Here is a 16626-nt window from a genome sequence, read left to right as displayed (position 1 = left end):
ATGAAAACAAATATGAAACTTTGTGTATCTTTAGATTTAGAAAGCAGTAAAGAGAATCTTGCTTTAGTTGAAAAAATAAAAGATTTTGATATTTGGTTAAAAGTTGGATTTAGAACATATTTAAGAGATGGAAAGAAATTTCTAGAAGATTTAAAGTCTATAAATCCAAACTTCAAAATATTTTTGGATCTTAAATTGTATGATATACCAAATACAATGGCAGATGCAGCAGAAGATATTTCAAACTTTGGACTTGTTGATATGTTTAATGTTCATGCAAGTGCAGGAAAATTTGCGATGCAAACAGTTATGGAAAGAATAAAAAATATTCCAAATAGACCTTTAGTTTTAGCTGTTACTGCTCTTACTTCATTTGATAATAGTAGTTTTAAAGAAATTTATGGAAAAGATATAGATACAAAAGCTAGAGAGTTTGCAAAAGATACATTTGAAGCAGGTCTAGATGGTGTTGTTTGTTCTGCTTTTGAAAGTATTGATATAAAAAATAATACCAATAAAGAGTTCATTACATTATGTCCTGGAATTCGTCCTTTTGGAGAAGATAGTGGAGATCAAAAAAGAGTTGCTGATATAAACTTTTCAAAAGAAAACTTTGTAGATTTCATTGTTGTAGGTCGTCCTATATATAAAAATGAAAATCCAAATGATATAGTAAAGAAAATATTACAAAATATATAAAAAAACAAATGGTTAAGGGATTTTTAAGAGATTTTCTCTTATAATTCCCGTCCTGATTTTATGAACTTAAAATTAGAAACGGACAGTTGGGTGAGTTGGCTGAAACCACCTCCCTGCTAAGGAGACGTACTGGCAACGGTACCGAGGGTTCAAATCCCTCACTGTCCGCCACTGGGTCGTTAGCTCAGCTGGTTAGAGCACTCGGCTCATAACCGAGTGGTCGAAGGTTCGAGTCCTTCACGACCCACCAGCTTAAAAGCCTATAAAAATGCACTTTCAAACAAAAAAATCATAAATATAATTTATCATCAAAATTTATTTTTAATACATTTTTAATACAAGTATTAATTCTTATATAAACTATTATTCAAATTGATTAAATTAAATTCTACTTTTCTATTTAATTTTATCTTACACATAGTATATTTTACACTTAGAAAATTTCTACTTTAAAACTGTCCGAATCACTCCGGCAACCTGTCCGAATAAATCGGCTGGAGCATTAAAGATATTTTTGTTTGATGATATAAAGATTTTGTAATATTTGATAGCTTTGCTATAATTAACACAGAAAATTTATTGATAAATAAACTAGGAGAAAATTTGGAAGAGTTAAGATTTTTATTAGTTGCATTATTCGCATTTTTTGTACTTTATCTATCTTTTAAAGTAAAAAAGAAAAACGAAAATAAAAGCACTAAGTAATTTTTTAATCTCTAAAAATAATAAATCCCTGTTACTTATAAGTAAATAGGGATTTTATAAAATATTAAAATTACTTTTATTTTAAATTTTTATCTTTTTCATAATCAAATTTGCCAACTGCTAAAATTATTCCAATTACCAACATTGTAAGTAGCATAATTGTTACGGTATTAAATTCTAATTGCATTTTATCTTCCTTTATATGATCTGATTCTTTTAATTTTTAGATATTTTTTATATCTGTTAAACTCTCGTTTAAATTTATCATTTAAGTCAATTGCTAGAAGTATTAACATCATAAAACAAAATACAAAAGCTATAGCTATTTGTCCATCATTTATTCCAAAATATATGTTTATTGTAATATAAATAGCTAAAATATAAATATATAATTTAAATGAATTTGCAAAGTTATATAAAAAAATAAATAAAAATTTATCTAATCTATTTATTGGTAACATTTTTAATCCTTTATTTCACATTTTGTAACAGGAATTGAAGTTGAGCCTTTAAAAAAACTATTTTTATCTACACTCCAATTATCAGCTTTTGAGACATCAATCTTTAAAGAACTCATATTACAAATAAGCTCTTTATTGTTATTAAAATCATCTATTATATTGGCTCTTTCATTTAGATGAAAATATAAAACTATCAATGGTAATAAGAATATAACTAATATTATAAAAAATTGTGTTCTTATTTTACTTGATAAATATTCATATTTTTTTAATCTCTTTTCATTCATAACTATTCTTCTTTCTTAGATTTAGTTTCTTTACTATTTGATTTTAAAAAACTATCTGGACTCTTATGAACAATTTTTACTGCAGAAGTTAGTAATACAGCCCAAAATGCAAGATATAAGAGTCCATTATTAAAATCAAAATATTCATATTCATTATTAAAGAAAAGTGCATAAACCATAACAAATAAAAGTGACACTACTAAAACTAAAATAGATATTACAAAAAGAAATTTTCCAAGTCTACAAATAGTTTTATTACCTATTTTATAAAAATTACACATGTTATCTCCCTTTATTTAATATCACAATTATAGATTGTAAATATATTTACACCATTAGTTATTTGATAAGCTCTTTTTTTATCAAATTCATAAGCTAAATCTTTTGAAACAATATTGTTCTTACATATTAATTCTTGATCATTTACAAAAGCTTCATAAATTTTCTCTTTTTTATAATTATTATAAAAATATAAAAAAGCTATAAGTAGTAATAGTAATGCGCCAAGTCCTAAACTTCCTAAATATGAGAAAAATAGTTCTTTCTCTTTTTTACAAGTAATATCTTGTTCCATATTGTCTCCTTGTATTATCTAAAATAGATATTATTTAATTTATTATATACTAAAAAGGATATTATGTCAAGAAATATAATCTAAAATAGATAAATTAATGATATAATTAAAACTATATTAGATAATAAATAGGATAATTTATGACAAAAGAAGAGTTTTGTAAAAGATTAAAAGATATTAATCTAACACAAAAAGAGTTTTCAGAAATAACCAATGTACCATATTCAACACTTAATAATTGGGGATTCCATGATATACAAGTTCCAAAATGGGTAGGTCCATTTATAGAACATTATGAGAAATCTAAAAAGTATGATTCAATTAGAAAGTTAATATTGGAGTCTAAAGAGATATTGTAGAAACTTAATAATTGCTGTCAAGTTGAGAGTAGTTTTTTCAAAAATAAATTCCATTTTTTAGATTTTACAAAAAATATATCTCTACTTATATTCATAATTTTTAAAAATTATGAATTATAGATTACAAAATAAAAAAGGAGTATTTTTAAAATGCAAATATAAAAAGAAAAACTAATTCTAAAGGCTCATTTCCAACAATAGATTCAGTTTTTAAAATTTTATATATGTCAACACAGGAGGTTAAAGCAAAATGGGAAAGAACTAGTATGAGAAATTGGAGTGAAATTTATCCTCAACTTTGTATATTTTTCAGTGAAATTATGGAAAAATACACAAAGTAAGAAAAACGGCTAGAGGTGATTTACACAGTTTAGTTTACAGTCTCATATTGCTTGTAAATAGTTTTTATAAGTAGTTTAAATATTCTTTTTTAAACTCTTCATATAATTTCCATATTTTTGAATAAGTTGAAAAAAATAACTTTAATTACCAAAAAATAAACAACTTAATAAATTCGTATATTCTTTGTTAATAAAACTTCACAATATCAATACCATATTTATCTCTTACTTTTAATAGATTTTCATTTAATGCTTTATATTTTAGATCTTTTTTATAATCTATTAAACAAAAGGTTTTAATATTATGATCTGATGCAAAGTTTGATGCAGTTTATTAAGTTATCTTTTTTCATACTTTTTCTCTTTAATTGTTAAATAATCCAACCATGTTCTTTTAAATGCTCTACTCTCATTTTATGAAACTTACTTAATACTTCATGAAACTCAATTGGTTCTTTTGATGCTTTCAAATATGCACCCTCACCTATTTTTGTTTTTTGAATTTTTCTATAAAAAGGAATTAATCCTAATGATTTTATCTCTTCAATATAACTAGGTAACTCAGTTTCATATAATTTTGCAATGATATGAGCTTCTTTTTTAAATTCTTTAAAATTTACTTTTAATCTTTCGCATAATGGTTTAAAATCATTTGGTCTAATATTTGATTGTTTTCCATTTATAGTTAAATGTGAATCATAACCTTTTGATGTATCATAGAATCCCGTACAAGCTACATCATATAAAGGAGCAAAAAAAACTAAATCTCTGTCATATATCAATGATAAATTTTTTGTATGCATATCTTCATGTTGAATAATTACAGAATAAACATAATGTTTCAAAAGCTCCATTCTTTCGTGAGGATTTATTAGCTCTTTTGCTATTCTTTCAAAAAGTTTTTCACTAGTTGTATCATACTTGTTATCACTTCTTAATCCCAAAAAAACTGCGAATGTAGATTTAGCATATCTATGTAATCCAAGTCTATCAAATCTTTTTACAATATAGTGGTACTCTTCATCATTTTCATTTTTTACAATTGCACTATATGGAACTCTAAAACCTAATGTATTTTTAGCAAATGACATAAACAAATGTTCATTTAAAGATATATGAGGAAAATAGTTTTCATTGTCTTTATTTGCTTTTGGCTTACTATATGGTTTTAGTATATATGCGTGTGCAGAATCATCTAGTACTATCTTTTTATTATCTGTATCTATATTAACCAATTTTTTATACTGAAATCCAGATATACCGTGAGCTTTTTTTATTTCTAATTTTGAGATATCATAACCATCAGGAAATAGTATCTCATCTTCAATATCCACTACTAAATCTTTTAAAACATTAATTTTTGGATTAGAACCTAAAATTTCATTTAAAGATGATAAATAAGGTGGATTTGAGCTTTTATTCTTTACTATTTCTCTTGTTTTAGTAAAAGACAAATCACCTATGTTATCTTCCAACATTGTTAATATTTGGAATTCATCAGCCGTTCTTGAAGTTGTTTCTAATATTTCTCTATTAATCCCTTCTGGTATATTTTCTTCAAACACTGCAGGGATATTATTAAAATCAAATGGTAATATTTGTAAGTCTAGGCTAGGAATAGGCTTCGATTTGTTTATCAAAAATTCATTATCGTAATAAAACCTATATCTATCACTTAATTTAAATAGAATACCTGCAATTTCATTATCTTTAACAACATAAATAAATTCAAATCTTCTGTAGTTTGAGATAACATCATTAATTGCATACTCAGTTGTAGATGCACTACCTTGAACTATTACTCTGTTGCATTCTATTAGCTCTTTCAAAATACTTTGTAATGTTCTTGGACTAGGTTTATATTTATCTAATTTATTAATTAAAAATTTTAAGCTAACAAATTTATTTTCCATATGTAATTCTTCAAGAATAGCTGTAATTATTGGTTTTAACTTCATATTTTTCCTTTAAGCATATTGCGAATATGTTTTATATTATTTTAAGATTATACATTTATTTTAGAAAAAAAACAATATTATATTAATTTATTCTTAATAAGTTTCGTAATATGCTTAAATGATTTTCTATCTGATTATTTTTATAAATTATTGTATTAATTGACTTAATTCGCTAATTAACTTTGAATCTAAACAGAAACTAAATTTTAAATCAATCTACTATGAGTATTGATTGCCCATTTACTTTTGGTCAGCCATTATCCTCTCCTAAAGTTGATTTTTTTTATTATTAACATAAATATAGGAACTACATATAATCCATGTATCATAATCTCATAAGATAAAGATGTTATTTTCCCCATCATTAAATTTGGTAAAAAGAATCCGAGTGTAACTATTAAAAGTGGTATTCTAAAAATAAATCTTTTACTAAACTCAAGTAAATTCTTATAATCTTTTATCTCCTTATCATCTGCCCAAATTCTATACACAGTGATAGCACTAAAAATTGTCAATACTATAAATAATATTGTTGTTATTATAGAGAATGTTATTACTCCTGCTATTGGGGGATTAATAAGCTTTGTTATATTCGTATTTGAAGGATTAACAATATCAAACTGATATAGAGCTAAAATAATACCAATAAAAGATGTTACAATAACTCTGAAAAGAATATTAAAAGGACTAGAAAAAATCATATTAAATATATAAAAAATATTTAAAAATGGATTTGACCAATTTTTCTTTCAGATTTTTTTAAAAAAACTTTTTTAAAATAATTATTAACCCTTATGTTATAGATATATTACATAAGGGTTAAAATTTTAAATATAATTAAATTCTATTTTATTGCATGTAATATTTTATACTCTTCAAGGGCAAAATCATCTGTCATTCCACTAATATAATCAATTATTAATCTAACTCTATAATAGAATTCTAAAATATTATATTCTTCAATATTATCAGTATTTAATTTTTTAATATCATTTTTATAAGCAACTATTTGTTTAGAAGAAATTCTTTTTATCAATCGCTTTGATATAAAACAATCTATCTTTTCATCTTCTAAAAGTTTTGAAAAATCAGAAGTAGTTAATTCTAAAAGTGGTTTATAAATATCAAATAAACCATTTACAATAGTATAAGCTTGAAGCTCCAGAGTTTGAACCTCTTTATTTGAATAGATATGTTTTTTTGAAATATCTTGTAAAACTTCCAAAGCTTTATAATATTTACTTGTTTTATCATACTCTAAAAGTGCGCTATTAAAACTTCCTTCAAATATTGCTTTATGATTTTCAATAAATATATTTGAAACATGCTCCACAAAACTTTTAACTAAATCGACTCTTACTAAAGTAAAAAACATATTAAACTGATAAGGCTCTTCATTCTCTTTTGCTTTTTTATATCGTTTCTCAAGTATCTGTGATAAAAAAGTTTCATCTCGTTTTTTACATTCACTTGTAATAAGAGTATAAACTTCATCTAAAGATAATATTCCTTTTTCAACAGAGTCTTCTAAATCAGCTGTTAAATATGAGATATCATCAGCTGCTTCCATAATATATGTTATTGGAAATCTATGTCCTACTTTTATATTTAAAGTTTTTTGAATTTTTTCGACTAAATCTTTCTCACTAAAATAGAATCCTGGTTTCTTTTTTAGATAATTCAAAGAATCTGTATCTTTTGGTTTCTCTTCAAAAGCTCCTCTTGTGTATTTCAAAACAGCAATTATTTGAAAATATGATAAGTTTAGTCTTTGAAGTTTTGTTATTATTCTTATTGCTTGAGCGTTGCCATCATAATTACAAATATCACTTTTTAAGATATTTTTTAAATCCTCTATCTCTTTTGTACTAGAATTAAAAGTTTCTAATTTTTGTACAACATTATTTTTAAGCCATTTATTTATTGTTTCTTCAGCAAAATGACCAAAAGGAGGATTACCAATATCATGAATCAAACTTGTCATTTCAGAGGTAGAAATAAATGCATTTTCCATATCTTCTAAACCATAAGTTTTTAAATCATTTTTTTTCAATTCATCTAAAATAGTTCTTGCAATATATCTTGCATTTTGTGCAACTTCTAGTGAATGAGTAAGTCTTGAACGAATAGAAGCATTTAATTCCAAAGCAAAAACTTGAGTTCTTTTTTGCAGTCTTCTAAAAGCCGCTGATGAAAATATTCTACCTCTATCACTTTCAATACTTATATCAATATCACTATATGAATTAAGTTCTCTGTCGGTTGTTAATTTTTCTTTATAGTTAATCATCAATATTCCTTTCAACTCTAATAAAATTAATCTATTTTTATACGATTTATATTTTTTAATTCATTTTCAAATTGAATAATTTCTTCTTTATTTTCTTTTGAAATTAAACTTGATTTTTTTTGATTTAAAATATTTAGTTCTCTTTGTAAAGTTTCTAGATTTTCTTTTTGTTTTTCATAATTCTCAAGCTCTTGTGCCAATTCAAATATTTTACTTCTATTTTCTAAATAAATAGGATATTTCTCTAATTGTTCTTCATTATTTGTTTTTTCAAATTCATCAATTCTTTTTCTTACTAATGCACGTTTTTTAGAGTCATTTAAATCTATTCCATAAAGCTTATTTTTATCCTCTTTAATTTTCTGCATTTCTTTATCAAAATCTTTTTTATCTTTAAAAGTTAAATTATTCATTAATTTTGTAATTTCTTCAACTTGAATATTTATTTCATCAAGTTTATTTTTATCATAGTTAGGTTCAACCATTATAATTTTTTCTAAAAAATAATTTGATAGAATTTCTTTAATACTTTTTTTATCTTCTAAATCATTTATCTCATAAATGGAATCATTTTTTCTTATATAATATTCATCCCCAAATATAAAAATATCATCCAAATTAATATCTATAAAAAATATTCTTTTTTCTTTATCATTAGTATAATTAGTAAAAATATATAAATTTTTTTGATTCTTATTTAATTTAATTATTTCATGGGCAATATCTTCAATTTTTGTTGAAAAAATAACAACAATTGAATTATCTTTATTTAAAGAAATTTTGTCTCTTAGAATAGGAAGAAATTCTTCTTTATGACAAAAAAAATTTTCATTTTGTATAAAAGTTTGATTATTTAGATTTTCATAAATTTGATTATCTAAAAATTTTAAATCATTGTGATTATTAATACCTTGATTACTATAAATTAAAAATTTATTATCAGAATAAGTCAATAATTTAACTTTTTTTGTTGATTCTTTACTATCTATTAATTCAAAATTTAAAAATCTTTTATCATTTTCTCTTATATTTTTTTCAAATTCATTTTTTAAAAAATTATGAATATCTTTAAATTCATCTTTAGTTAAATAAAATCTTTCTTGAATTTTTTCTTTTTTAAATTTATTTTCATATTGTAAATATTCAGCATTTTCATCAAAGTTAATAATAAGATTATCACTATCTAATCCATTTATCATATCAATCTGAGCTAAATTTTTTAAATTCTCTCGTATTATATTTTCATCAAGATTTAATAAATCAGCAATTTTTTTAATATTCATTGTTAAATATTTTTCATCTGCTTTTTGAATTATTTTTAATGAATATTTTTCAAATAAGTTCAATGGAACTGTCTGTTTAAAAAGTATGTTTACATAAGCTTCAAAAGTTAATAATTCTATATCTTTTATTGAACATAATTTGCTATCAAACTTATTTTTCTTTTTGTAGTTTCTTATTTGACTCATTTGCTCAAGGGTTAAGTCATAACCATATAACATTTTATTCTCCTTTTACACTACCAAATTTTTTTGCAATATTAAATATTTCATCATATTGTTGTGCCGATTTCCCATTATTACCAAATCTAAAATTATCAGGATTTCCTACGATAATTAAAAGATTCCTTGCTCTTGAAAAAGCTACATTAATCCTATGAGGTTTTTTTGCAAAACCAACTTCATGTTTTTTATTATTTCTTACCAAAGACACAATTATGATATCTTTCTCTTGTCCTTGAAATCTATCAACAGTACCAAATCTAATATCTAAATGGGGATAATTTCTATCTTCTCTTGGAAGTCTCCAAAATCCTTTTTTTTCTAAACTTGTTAATTCTGATAATTGACTTCCATAAAAAGTAATTACTCCAACGGAAGGTTTTTTTTCTATTTTTTCATATGATTTATTTAAAAAATCAAGTGTTGTTTTTATTCTTTTAATTTCAGATTCATTAAAAAAAGAGCTACTTCCTTTATGTTGACTTTCTTCATCACTTTTTTTTGTTTTTAGCCAAACTAAATGTTTCTTGTGAAATGTTTTATCTTGTATTTGATGACATTTTTCTAAATCTGGGTTTTTTAGTCCACACTTCAAGCCTTCATTATTCTTTTCATCTCTATAAAATTGATTTATTGCTTTTTGAATATCAGGATGCATTCTATATTTAGTATTTAACATAACATAGTTATCTGGATTATTTTGAATAAGTTTTTCAAAAACTGTAGTATCAAAATCTAAAGAATCTAAACTTATATTACACTCTTCAGCTATATCTTCCAAACTAACATCTTTTATAATTGGGGGTAATTGTTTATGATCTCCTACAAGTATAAGTTTTTGACCTTTTAATATTGGAAGTACAAGTTCTGGAGGTGTTGCTTTTGATACCTCGTCTACGATAACAACATCAAAGTTTTTATTTTTAAAACTATTTTTTCCTGTTTCAAATAACGTTGCACCCCAAATATTTAATTTATGCATATAGTTAGAAGATAAATAACCTAATTCTTCATCATAGATATTTTCATCTTCTTCAATTTGTAAATCATTTAAAAAGTTTCTTTGTATTTCTTCAAAATATTTTAGTTCATTTAACTCATTAAATCTATCATGAATTAAATCAATATTTTCATCATTAGTCTCCATTAAATTTTTTAAATGTATAAATTCTTTTTCATTTTTATCTAACTCATCTTTTAAATTTTTTACAATTCTATTTTGATAAAAAGTACCTAAGTTTTGTTCTATTGGTAAACTTTCTCCATCTTCAGGCTCGTAATCTTTTCTTATAATTCTAATTGGATATAAAGAGGGATGATTTAATCTCTGTATAGCATTATCTACAGCCATATTTGCTTGAGATACTATTAAAACTTTTTTACCACGTATTGCTTCTTGATAAGCTATTTCAGATATTACTTCAGTTTTTCCAGTTCCTGGAGGTCCTTGAATCATAAAAAGTTCTTGAGAAATCAAAGCTTTTTTTATAGCTTCTTTTTGTTTATCATTTAAAACTTTTGAAAGATATTTGATTTCAAAATTATCTATTTGATTTTGACTTATAACTGGTAGCTTTTTATCTCCGAATAAATAAGGTTTTAATGGATGATTTTGGATTCTTTCTAAACCTTGTTTAAGTGTTTTTAATTGGAATTGATCTCTAAAATAAGATACTCTTAATATTAATTTTTCTCTTGGGTTGAATTTTTTTGAGCTATTATTTCCTAATAAACTTAATACATTATTGATATTGTCTTTTTCTTCATTACTTAATGTATATTCATTTTCAGAGTAATGCGCATATTCATTACTTAGTTTAGAAAATAATTTAACTAAAAGATTTTTTTCTTCATCTTTTATATTTAATTTTAAAATATGATTTTTTACTTGAGTTGTACTATTTACTTTTTCTTCGATAAATTGTCTAGCTTTCATGGCAAAATTTAAATCATCTAATGCAGATGAGATAATTTCACTATTTTCATTATTTGTAAACTCTTTTTTAAATTCATCACTAAGTGTAAAGGTAAATTCTTTTTTATTAGCATCAAACTGTCTATCTAACTTACCAAAAAAATTATCTTTTGAATTTCTTCTATCCTCATCCCATTCATGTAATTTTTTATTTTTATTAACATTCTCAGGATAATAAAAAATAAAATCTTCACCTCTAGCTTTTTTTAATTTTTCAAATATATTATTATCATTTACAGAGATAGTTGCCTTGTTTTTACTATATGAAATTTCAGTTTCAATATAAAAATCTTTTGCATCAATTAATTTTTCTAAAAGAGTCAAATAAACAAACCATTTTTTATATTCTTCATTTTCTTCTAATGACTGAGTTTTATAAGGTTTTAATTCTTCAAATTTTTTTTCTATGGCATCTAGTAGGCTCTTTTTTGAATTATTATAGTATTCTCGATTAAACTCTGTTGGTATCTTTACTTCACATTCAATATCTAAAAAATCATTATTTTCATCAATTATAATTTCAGGTTTTTTTTGAATATCAAAACAAAACATATAATTATCTATTTTATTCCTAAGATTGTCTATGCTTCTTTCTACAAAAAGGATATAGTCACTATCATTGATTTTTATTCCAATTTTATTTTTATCTTTACTTTTATGTTTAAATATAAATATTTTTAATTCTTCATCTTGAGGAAACTCTTTTTCAATAAATTCCTCAATATCCCTATTAAATTTATTTTTTATTTTTTCTTTTACTTTATTTCCTAGTGAAATAGTAATAATTTTATTTTCTTCTAAATATTCCATATTAAATGTTATTTACTTCCTTTTTCAATTTCTCTAAAATCTTCACCATCGCCAAAGTATCGAGTTTACAATATTCTAAAAGTGAGTTTCTTAGTTTTAGTTTCTCTTTTTCATCTAGTGAACCTAGTCTTGCAAAAGCATTCATGGCTTGACTTCCATTTTGAACACCATCAAGTTCTTTATATGCTTTTTCAAACTCAGGCTCAAGTGCTGGTAAAACATATTTTATAGAGTAACTTCCATTCATAGATGGAGTTACATACCATTTCTTTTGAAATGGAATCATTAAATCTTGCATATTATCATTTATAGCTAATAGATGTTCACTAAATTCTTCAAATAGTGTTGCTAATCTTTTTATAACACTTTTTTCAAAACTCATATTGTAAGCTAATACAGTTACATCTTTTGGTATATCATTACAAAGCTTAAGTGCTAATTCATATCTACTATCTACACTATCTTGTGCTAAATACTCTTTATGTGCCAAAGTTCCATCTTCATACTCAATATGAAGTGAGTATTGAAATGGTATTTGTTCAAATGGTTTTAAACCTTTGTATTGAGGGATTGCTTGTTGATATGTTTCAAAGTCTAAGTGATAAATTGGATAAGTTAAATTTTGTAAAAATGATTTGATATTTTCTATATCTATATATGTAATTTTTGATTTATAGTTTTCAACAGCTTGTGCTTGAATAGAAGTCATATCAAAGTTATATGGTACATCATCTATATTTATAATACCTCTACTATAAAGTTCAATTTGTTTTTTACTTCCAAGATTGAAAATATTAAATATAGAATAATCAGGTATTTGTCTTTGAACTTTCCAACAATACTCTTTTGCATCACAAACATAAGGATTATTACAATGTTTACCAATATCTATGTTTGGTTCATTTTCTCTGTCTTCTAGATATGTTTCAAACTCTTTTAAAATATTTGGAATATTTGATTGCATTGATATAACTTCATTTGTAACATCAACTATTTTTAAAAGTTGATTTATATCTAAATCATCACCTCTAATGTATTCATTGTTTATATGAATTACATTTGCACTTTTTATTTTAAAACCCAAGTTTTTCAGTACATAATACTGAATAGATAAATCATGTAAATATATATCTTTAACCTCTGTAGAACTTTTTACTTCATAAATAGATACTTCATCATTTAAAATAGTTAAAATATCTACCATAACTAAAATACCTGAAAAGTTAAATGTAGCTTCGTAGATATTTTCTTCTCCATCTTCAAGCCACTTTTTTGTAGTAGCTATCATTTCATCATAGTTTTTTGAATATGGCACTTCTTTTCCATGAGGGAAAAGCTCGCAAGCAAAATCTCCCACTATATTTCCAGTTTCAAATACGGCAAGAGCTTGCTCATCTGGTGGTGTTAGTACACTTTGCTTATATTTTTTAAGCCAAAGTGCTTTGTGGCATTGGATGCCTTTTGTGTAGAGGGATTTTGATAGATTTTGACTATTCAAATTGTTCCCACCCATCAGTCATTCTTCCAAAATAGTTTAAGTATGGAACTTCATCTCTTCTTTTTGATTCTCTCATAAGAAATTGCAACAAATTTGAATAAAAATAAAAAAAGGCTCTGTTATCATCAGTTTCATTAGAATATTTATTTTCAGTAGGATTAATTATACCTTTATTCAAAATATAAATTCTATCAATAACACAAGGATTAATAGATAATTCTTCTGCTCTTTTAATAAATCTAGCGTATTCATCTTTCATAGACATCTTACTATCAGATGAATAAGCAAAAACAGAAATAAATATTCTAACCTCTTTATTTGTTGGGTTCCTTCCCCGTTCATATTGTTGGATGCTTTTTCCAAATGGTTTTAACTTATATAGTTTTTCTGCTTTTTTTAAACAATCTTCATATTCATCTAAATTAATTTTTGATTTAACTTCTATTATACCCATAACAGACTCTGCTAATAAAATTGTAGGTTCTGTTTTAAAAACTGGTATGCCATCAATATTTCTATAAATTATTAGATCTGATTGAGGACTAACATTACCTTTATAATCAATAATCTCGCCAGATAAAACTGCAAACTTATTAGGTAAAAGTTCTCTAAAGAACTCCTGAATTGGTTGTTCTCTATATTCCCCTTTGGACAATGAATGTTTAAATACTTGGCTTTCAGTATATTTACCTTCAAAATTTTTTACTGCACCTATAATTCTTTGCTTTATTGCATCATTAACATTTTTAGAACGTTGTTTATAAAATTTTGACATTTATTTTCCTAATTTAATATACATCTATCACATTCTTGAATGATAAATTCTGGAATAATCTCATATTTTCTAGGATTTAATTGACTAATATATTCATTCTCAATATGAAATGTTTCATTTATAAATTTTTGAACTACATCACTAGTATGTCTACCTTCATTTATCAATCTAAATAATTGTAGCTTTTCATAATCACTTTCACAGCTAGCATATATTGATTTTAAATTATTAATATCTTTCACTTTTAATAATTGTTCACTATAATTGAAGTTATCAATTTTTTCACGAATTTCACTCGTAGCATCTACTATCTCACTTGATGTCATGTTAATTTCACCATCATTTGTAAATTTTGTAGGTACATCTCTTTTTTTAAAAAGACTTGCTAAAAGCTGATAAGCTTTACCTTTATCATCCAATACTTCAAAATATCTTCTAAGGTAAATTAGTTTATTAATATCTTCGCTAGAAGTTGAAATATTTTCTTTACAAACTTGTGCAAATGTTTGTAAATCATCTTTTAATATTGGAATTTCTTCAATAATACCATTTCGTGATTTTATAAAATGTGCAATAGGAACAGGTTCTATTTTTCCATATAAAACTTTAAACATATCAATTATTGGATCAATATCATGCGTGAGCATTAGAACTGTTTTTCCTTTTAAAGATTTTTCTCCTCTAAAAAGTCTATCTATTATTGCAAACTTTTTATTTTTATCAAAAGATGATATTGGATCATCAAGAATAATTAAATTTGGATTTTTTGAAAGACAATCATACATAAATAACATCAATGCAAATGCATTTTTTTCACCGTAACTTAAATGTTGATTTCCATTTTCTACAAAAAAAGATATATCTGAATGTTGTAATCTTAGTTTATACTCTTCATTTACTTCTTGTATATCTATTATATATTTATATCCAGCGTATTTGAGAAATTCATTTATTTGTATTTTATATTTTTCAATTTTATCAATAATAGATCGTTTTTGTTTATTTATTTTTCCTTTTAGTTCACCAACTTTTTGAAGTAATTTTTCTAAAGAATCATTTAAAGGGCTGATTATTTGTTCTGTAGCTGTAGATTTTAAAGCGGGAACTAAATCCAAGTCTATTTTCAATTCATTAATCTTTTCAGCCATATTATCTACATCTTTAAATGTTAAAAAAGCAAGTTGTTGTAACTGGATTAATTGTCTTATTAATGTATTAATCTGATTATAAATACCACTTAAAAATTCTTTTTCTTCTTCATTTAAAGCAATCTTATTTTTCGTAACTTTTTCTATTGTTTTTTGACTCTCATCAGTAAAATATTGTTTTAAATTTTCCATTACTTCAATTATTTTCAATAAATGCTCTATTGATTTTTCATTGTACTCGGTAGATACTTTTTCTATGGTTTCTTTTTTTGTACTAATTGAAGAAGTACAATATGGACATTTATCAGATATTCCTAAAAAACCTTTTCCTGATGACTGCCATTTTATCCATTCAGTATTTTTATCACTTTTTAAATATTCTGAATATTCTTCCAAACCATCTGGAATATTATCAATTTTATTACCTTCACCTAAAGCTTTTATTATCTTACTATTTTCAGCAATTCCCCCTTTAGATTTACTAAATGTACTACTTAATTCATTTAAATCATTTAATATCTTAGACAAATTTCCATCTGATTGAAATGTATTTTTTACATCTTTAAATAATATTTCTAACTCTTGTAAATTTTTTTCAAAAAATTCATCTTTTATAAAAATTTCAAAACTATTTTCGAGTAATTCATCCTTTTTAAATACGAATTGATTAATATAATCTTCATTAAATATCATTATTTTTTCATAAACTTCTGCCCCATGAACATAAGGTTCTATATTTTCAGGATTATTTTCTAAATATTTAAAAGGTAATAATCCTTTTAAATATTCAGGTTTATTATGAAACATTATAGCTTTAGCTGTAGTACTTTTGCCAGTTCCATTTATTCCATATTTAATATTTATTGTATTGTTTTCTATTGATATATTTGCTTCTTGTATACTATTACAATTTTTTATATTAATAATATTTGGCACTTTGTATCCTTTTATATAGACATATAAATTTGACTCATTCTGGAGTCATTAGGATTATATCCTTCTCTTATATCATCAAATTTACTATCTAATAAAACTAATTTTTCAATATTTTCAATAATAAATTGTCTCCACCCTAAATCCTTAGATGAATTACTTCCACCTTCAATTTGAAATGCACTTAATGTATTATCACCTTTATGTGAACATCCGAAAGTATATGGCTCTACTACTCTTTTTTTATCATTGTAAACAAATTCCAATAATTGCTTATTTGCAATAGCCTCTCTAATTATATTTTCCATCCT

General features: G+C 24.1%; 15 protein-coding genes and 2 tRNA genes. 4 read left to right on the top strand and 13 right to left on the bottom strand.

Annotated features, from left to right (window positions below):
• The 3 genes from pyrF to AC5LG6_RS06250 all read left to right on the top strand — a co-directional run bounded on the left by pyrF (position 1) and on the right by AC5LG6_RS06250 (position 949).
• Positions 1 to 699 carry an orotidine-5'-phosphate decarboxylase gene (gene pyrF, locus AC5LG6_RS06260; RefSeq protein WP_082764307.1) on the top strand — a complete coding sequence of 233 codons (699 nt, stop codon included), beginning with the start codon at positions 1 to 3 and terminating at the stop codon, positions 697 to 699.
• An 80-nt stretch (positions 700 to 779) separates the two neighbouring features.
• Positions 780 to 870, top strand: a tRNA-Ser gene (locus AC5LG6_RS06255).
• Between the two features lie 2 nt (positions 871 to 872).
• Positions 873 to 949 (top strand) — tRNA-Ile (locus AC5LG6_RS06250).
• Positions 950 to 1592: 643 nt separating this feature from the next.
• On the opposite strand, the gene AC5LG6_RS06245 is transcribed toward AC5LG6_RS06250, so the two are convergent.
• Genes AC5LG6_RS06245 through AC5LG6_RS06230 form a run of 4 tightly spaced genes read right to left on the bottom strand, consistent with a single transcriptional unit; the run spans position 1593 to position 2726 of the window.
• Positions 1593 to 1865, bottom strand: coding sequence for a hypothetical protein (locus AC5LG6_RS06245; RefSeq protein WP_498585988.1), 273 nt, complete (start codon positions 1863 to 1865; stop codon positions 1593 to 1595).
• A gap of 2 nt (positions 1866 to 1867) precedes the next feature.
• The gene (locus AC5LG6_RS06240; RefSeq protein WP_498585987.1) at positions 1868 to 2152 is read right to left on the bottom strand and encodes a hypothetical protein; all 285 of its coding nucleotides are present in this window, start codon (positions 2150 to 2152) and stop codon (positions 1868 to 1870) included.
• 2 nt (positions 2153 to 2154) lie between these two features.
• On the bottom strand, positions 2155 to 2433 hold the full coding sequence (locus AC5LG6_RS06235; protein WP_498585986.1) for a hypothetical protein: 279 nt from the start codon (positions 2431 to 2433) through the stop codon (positions 2155 to 2157).
• 11 nt (positions 2434 to 2444) lie between these two features.
• The gene (locus tag AC5LG6_RS06230; RefSeq protein WP_498585985.1) at positions 2445 to 2726 is read right to left on the bottom strand and encodes a hypothetical protein; all 282 of its coding nucleotides are present in this window, start codon (positions 2724 to 2726) and stop codon (positions 2445 to 2447) included.
• 140 nt (positions 2727 to 2866) lie between these two features.
• Between AC5LG6_RS06230 and AC5LG6_RS06225 the strand changes: the two genes are divergently transcribed.
• The gene (locus tag AC5LG6_RS06225; protein ID WP_026805419.1) at positions 2867 to 3085 is read left to right on the top strand and encodes a helix-turn-helix domain-containing protein; all 219 of its coding nucleotides are present in this window, start codon (positions 2867 to 2869) and stop codon (positions 3083 to 3085) included.
• Positions 3086 to 3797: 712 nt separating this feature from the next.
• On the opposite strand, the gene AC5LG6_RS06220 is transcribed toward AC5LG6_RS06225, so the two are convergent.
• The 9 genes from AC5LG6_RS06220 to AC5LG6_RS06180 all read right to left on the bottom strand — a co-directional run bounded on the left by AC5LG6_RS06220 (position 3798) and on the right by AC5LG6_RS06180 (position 16623).
• Positions 3798 to 5384, bottom strand: a complete 1587-nt coding sequence (locus tag AC5LG6_RS06220; protein ID WP_498585984.1) for a type II toxin-antitoxin system HipA family toxin — start codon at positions 5382 to 5384, stop codon at positions 3798 to 3800.
• 257 nt (positions 5385 to 5641) lie between these two features.
• Entirely contained in the window at positions 5642 to 6085 is a 444-nt protein-coding gene (locus AC5LG6_RS06215; protein WP_498585983.1) for a hypothetical protein, read from the bottom strand.
• A gap of 143 nt (positions 6086 to 6228) precedes the next feature.
• The gene (gene dgt, locus AC5LG6_RS06210; RefSeq protein ID WP_498585982.1) at positions 6229 to 7674 is read right to left on the bottom strand and encodes a dGTPase; all 1446 of its coding nucleotides are present in this window, start codon (positions 7672 to 7674) and stop codon (positions 6229 to 6231) included.
• 26 nt (positions 7675 to 7700) lie between these two features.
• The gene (locus AC5LG6_RS06205; protein ID WP_498585981.1) at positions 7701 to 9176 is read right to left on the bottom strand and encodes a hypothetical protein; all 1476 of its coding nucleotides are present in this window, start codon (positions 9174 to 9176) and stop codon (positions 7701 to 7703) included.
• Between the two features lies 1 nt (position 9177).
• Positions 9178 to 11961, bottom strand: a complete 2784-nt coding sequence (locus AC5LG6_RS06200; RefSeq protein WP_498585980.1) for an AAA domain-containing protein — start codon at positions 11959 to 11961, stop codon at positions 9178 to 9180.
• Position 11962: 1 nt separating this feature from the next.
• Entirely contained in the window at positions 11963 to 13474 is a 1512-nt protein-coding gene (locus tag AC5LG6_RS06195) for a DUF2779 domain-containing protein (protein WP_498585979.1), read from the bottom strand.
• On the bottom strand, positions 13452 to 14234 hold the full coding sequence (locus tag AC5LG6_RS06190) for a DUF6602 domain-containing protein (protein WP_020847942.1): 783 nt from the start codon (positions 14232 to 14234) through the stop codon (positions 13452 to 13454). The genes AC5LG6_RS06195 and AC5LG6_RS06190 overlap by 23 nt, the downstream gene beginning before the upstream one ends.
• A gap of 8 nt (positions 14235 to 14242) precedes the next feature.
• On the bottom strand, positions 14243 to 16318 hold the full coding sequence (locus AC5LG6_RS06185) for a hypothetical protein (RefSeq protein ID WP_498585978.1): 2076 nt from the start codon (positions 16316 to 16318) through the stop codon (positions 14243 to 14245).
• 11 nt (positions 16319 to 16329) lie between these two features.
• On the bottom strand, positions 16330 to 16623 hold the full coding sequence (locus AC5LG6_RS06180) for a hypothetical protein (RefSeq protein ID WP_498585977.1): 294 nt from the start codon (positions 16621 to 16623) through the stop codon (positions 16330 to 16332).
• Positions 16624 to 16626 lie beyond the last annotated feature (3 nt).

This window comes from Arcobacter thermotolerans (assembly GCF_983172305.1).
This window is presented reverse-complemented; position numbering and strand designations above follow the sequence as displayed.

What these genes read in the sequence shown, in the direction of transcription:
- AC5LG6_RS06200 (WP_498585980.1), bottom strand. Translation starts at nt 11,961, where the DNA reads ATGGAATATTTAGAAGAAAATAAAATTATTACTATTTCACTAGGAAAT.
- AC5LG6_RS06220 (WP_498585984.1), bottom strand. Translation starts at nt 5,384, where the DNA reads ATGAAGTTAAAACCAATAATTACAGCTATTCTTGAAGAATTACATATG.
- AC5LG6_RS06245 (WP_498585988.1), bottom strand. Translation starts at nt 1,865, where the DNA reads ATGTTACCAATAAATAGATTAGATAAATTTTTATTTATTTTTTTATAT.
- AC5LG6_RS06180 (WP_498585977.1), bottom strand. Translation starts at nt 16,623, where the DNA reads ATGGAAAATATAATTAGAGAGGCTATTGCAAATAAGCAATTATTGGAA.
- dgt (WP_498585982.1), bottom strand. Translation starts at nt 7,674, where the DNA reads ATGATTAACTATAAAGAAAAATTAACAACCGACAGAGAACTTAATTCA.
- pyrF (WP_082764307.1), top strand. Translation starts at nt 1, where the DNA reads ATGAAAACAAATATGAAACTTTGTGTATCTTTAGATTTAGAAAGCAGT.
- AC5LG6_RS06205 (WP_498585981.1), bottom strand. Translation starts at nt 9,176, where the DNA reads ATGTTATATGGTTATGACTTAACCCTTGAGCAAATGAGTCAAATAAGA.
- AC5LG6_RS06230 (WP_498585985.1), bottom strand. Translation starts at nt 2,726, where the DNA reads ATGGAACAAGATATTACTTGTAAAAAAGAGAAAGAACTATTTTTCTCA.
- AC5LG6_RS06225 (WP_026805419.1), top strand. Translation starts at nt 2,867, where the DNA reads ATGACAAAAGAAGAGTTTTGTAAAAGATTAAAAGATATTAATCTAACA.
- AC5LG6_RS06215 (WP_498585983.1), bottom strand. Translation starts at nt 6,085, where the DNA reads ATGATTTTTTCTAGTCCTTTTAATATTCTTTTCAGAGTTATTGTAACA.
- AC5LG6_RS06195 (WP_498585979.1), bottom strand. Translation starts at nt 13,474, where the DNA reads ATGGGTGGGAACAATTTGAATAGTCAAAATCTATCAAAATCCCTCTAC.
- AC5LG6_RS06190 (WP_020847942.1), bottom strand. Translation starts at nt 14,234, where the DNA reads ATGTCAAAATTTTATAAACAACGTTCTAAAAATGTTAATGATGCAATA.
- AC5LG6_RS06240 (WP_498585987.1), bottom strand. Translation starts at nt 2,152, where the DNA reads ATGAATGAAAAGAGATTAAAAAAATATGAATATTTATCAAGTAAAATA.
- AC5LG6_RS06235 (WP_498585986.1), bottom strand. Translation starts at nt 2,433, where the DNA reads ATGTGTAATTTTTATAAAATAGGTAATAAAACTATTTGTAGACTTGGA.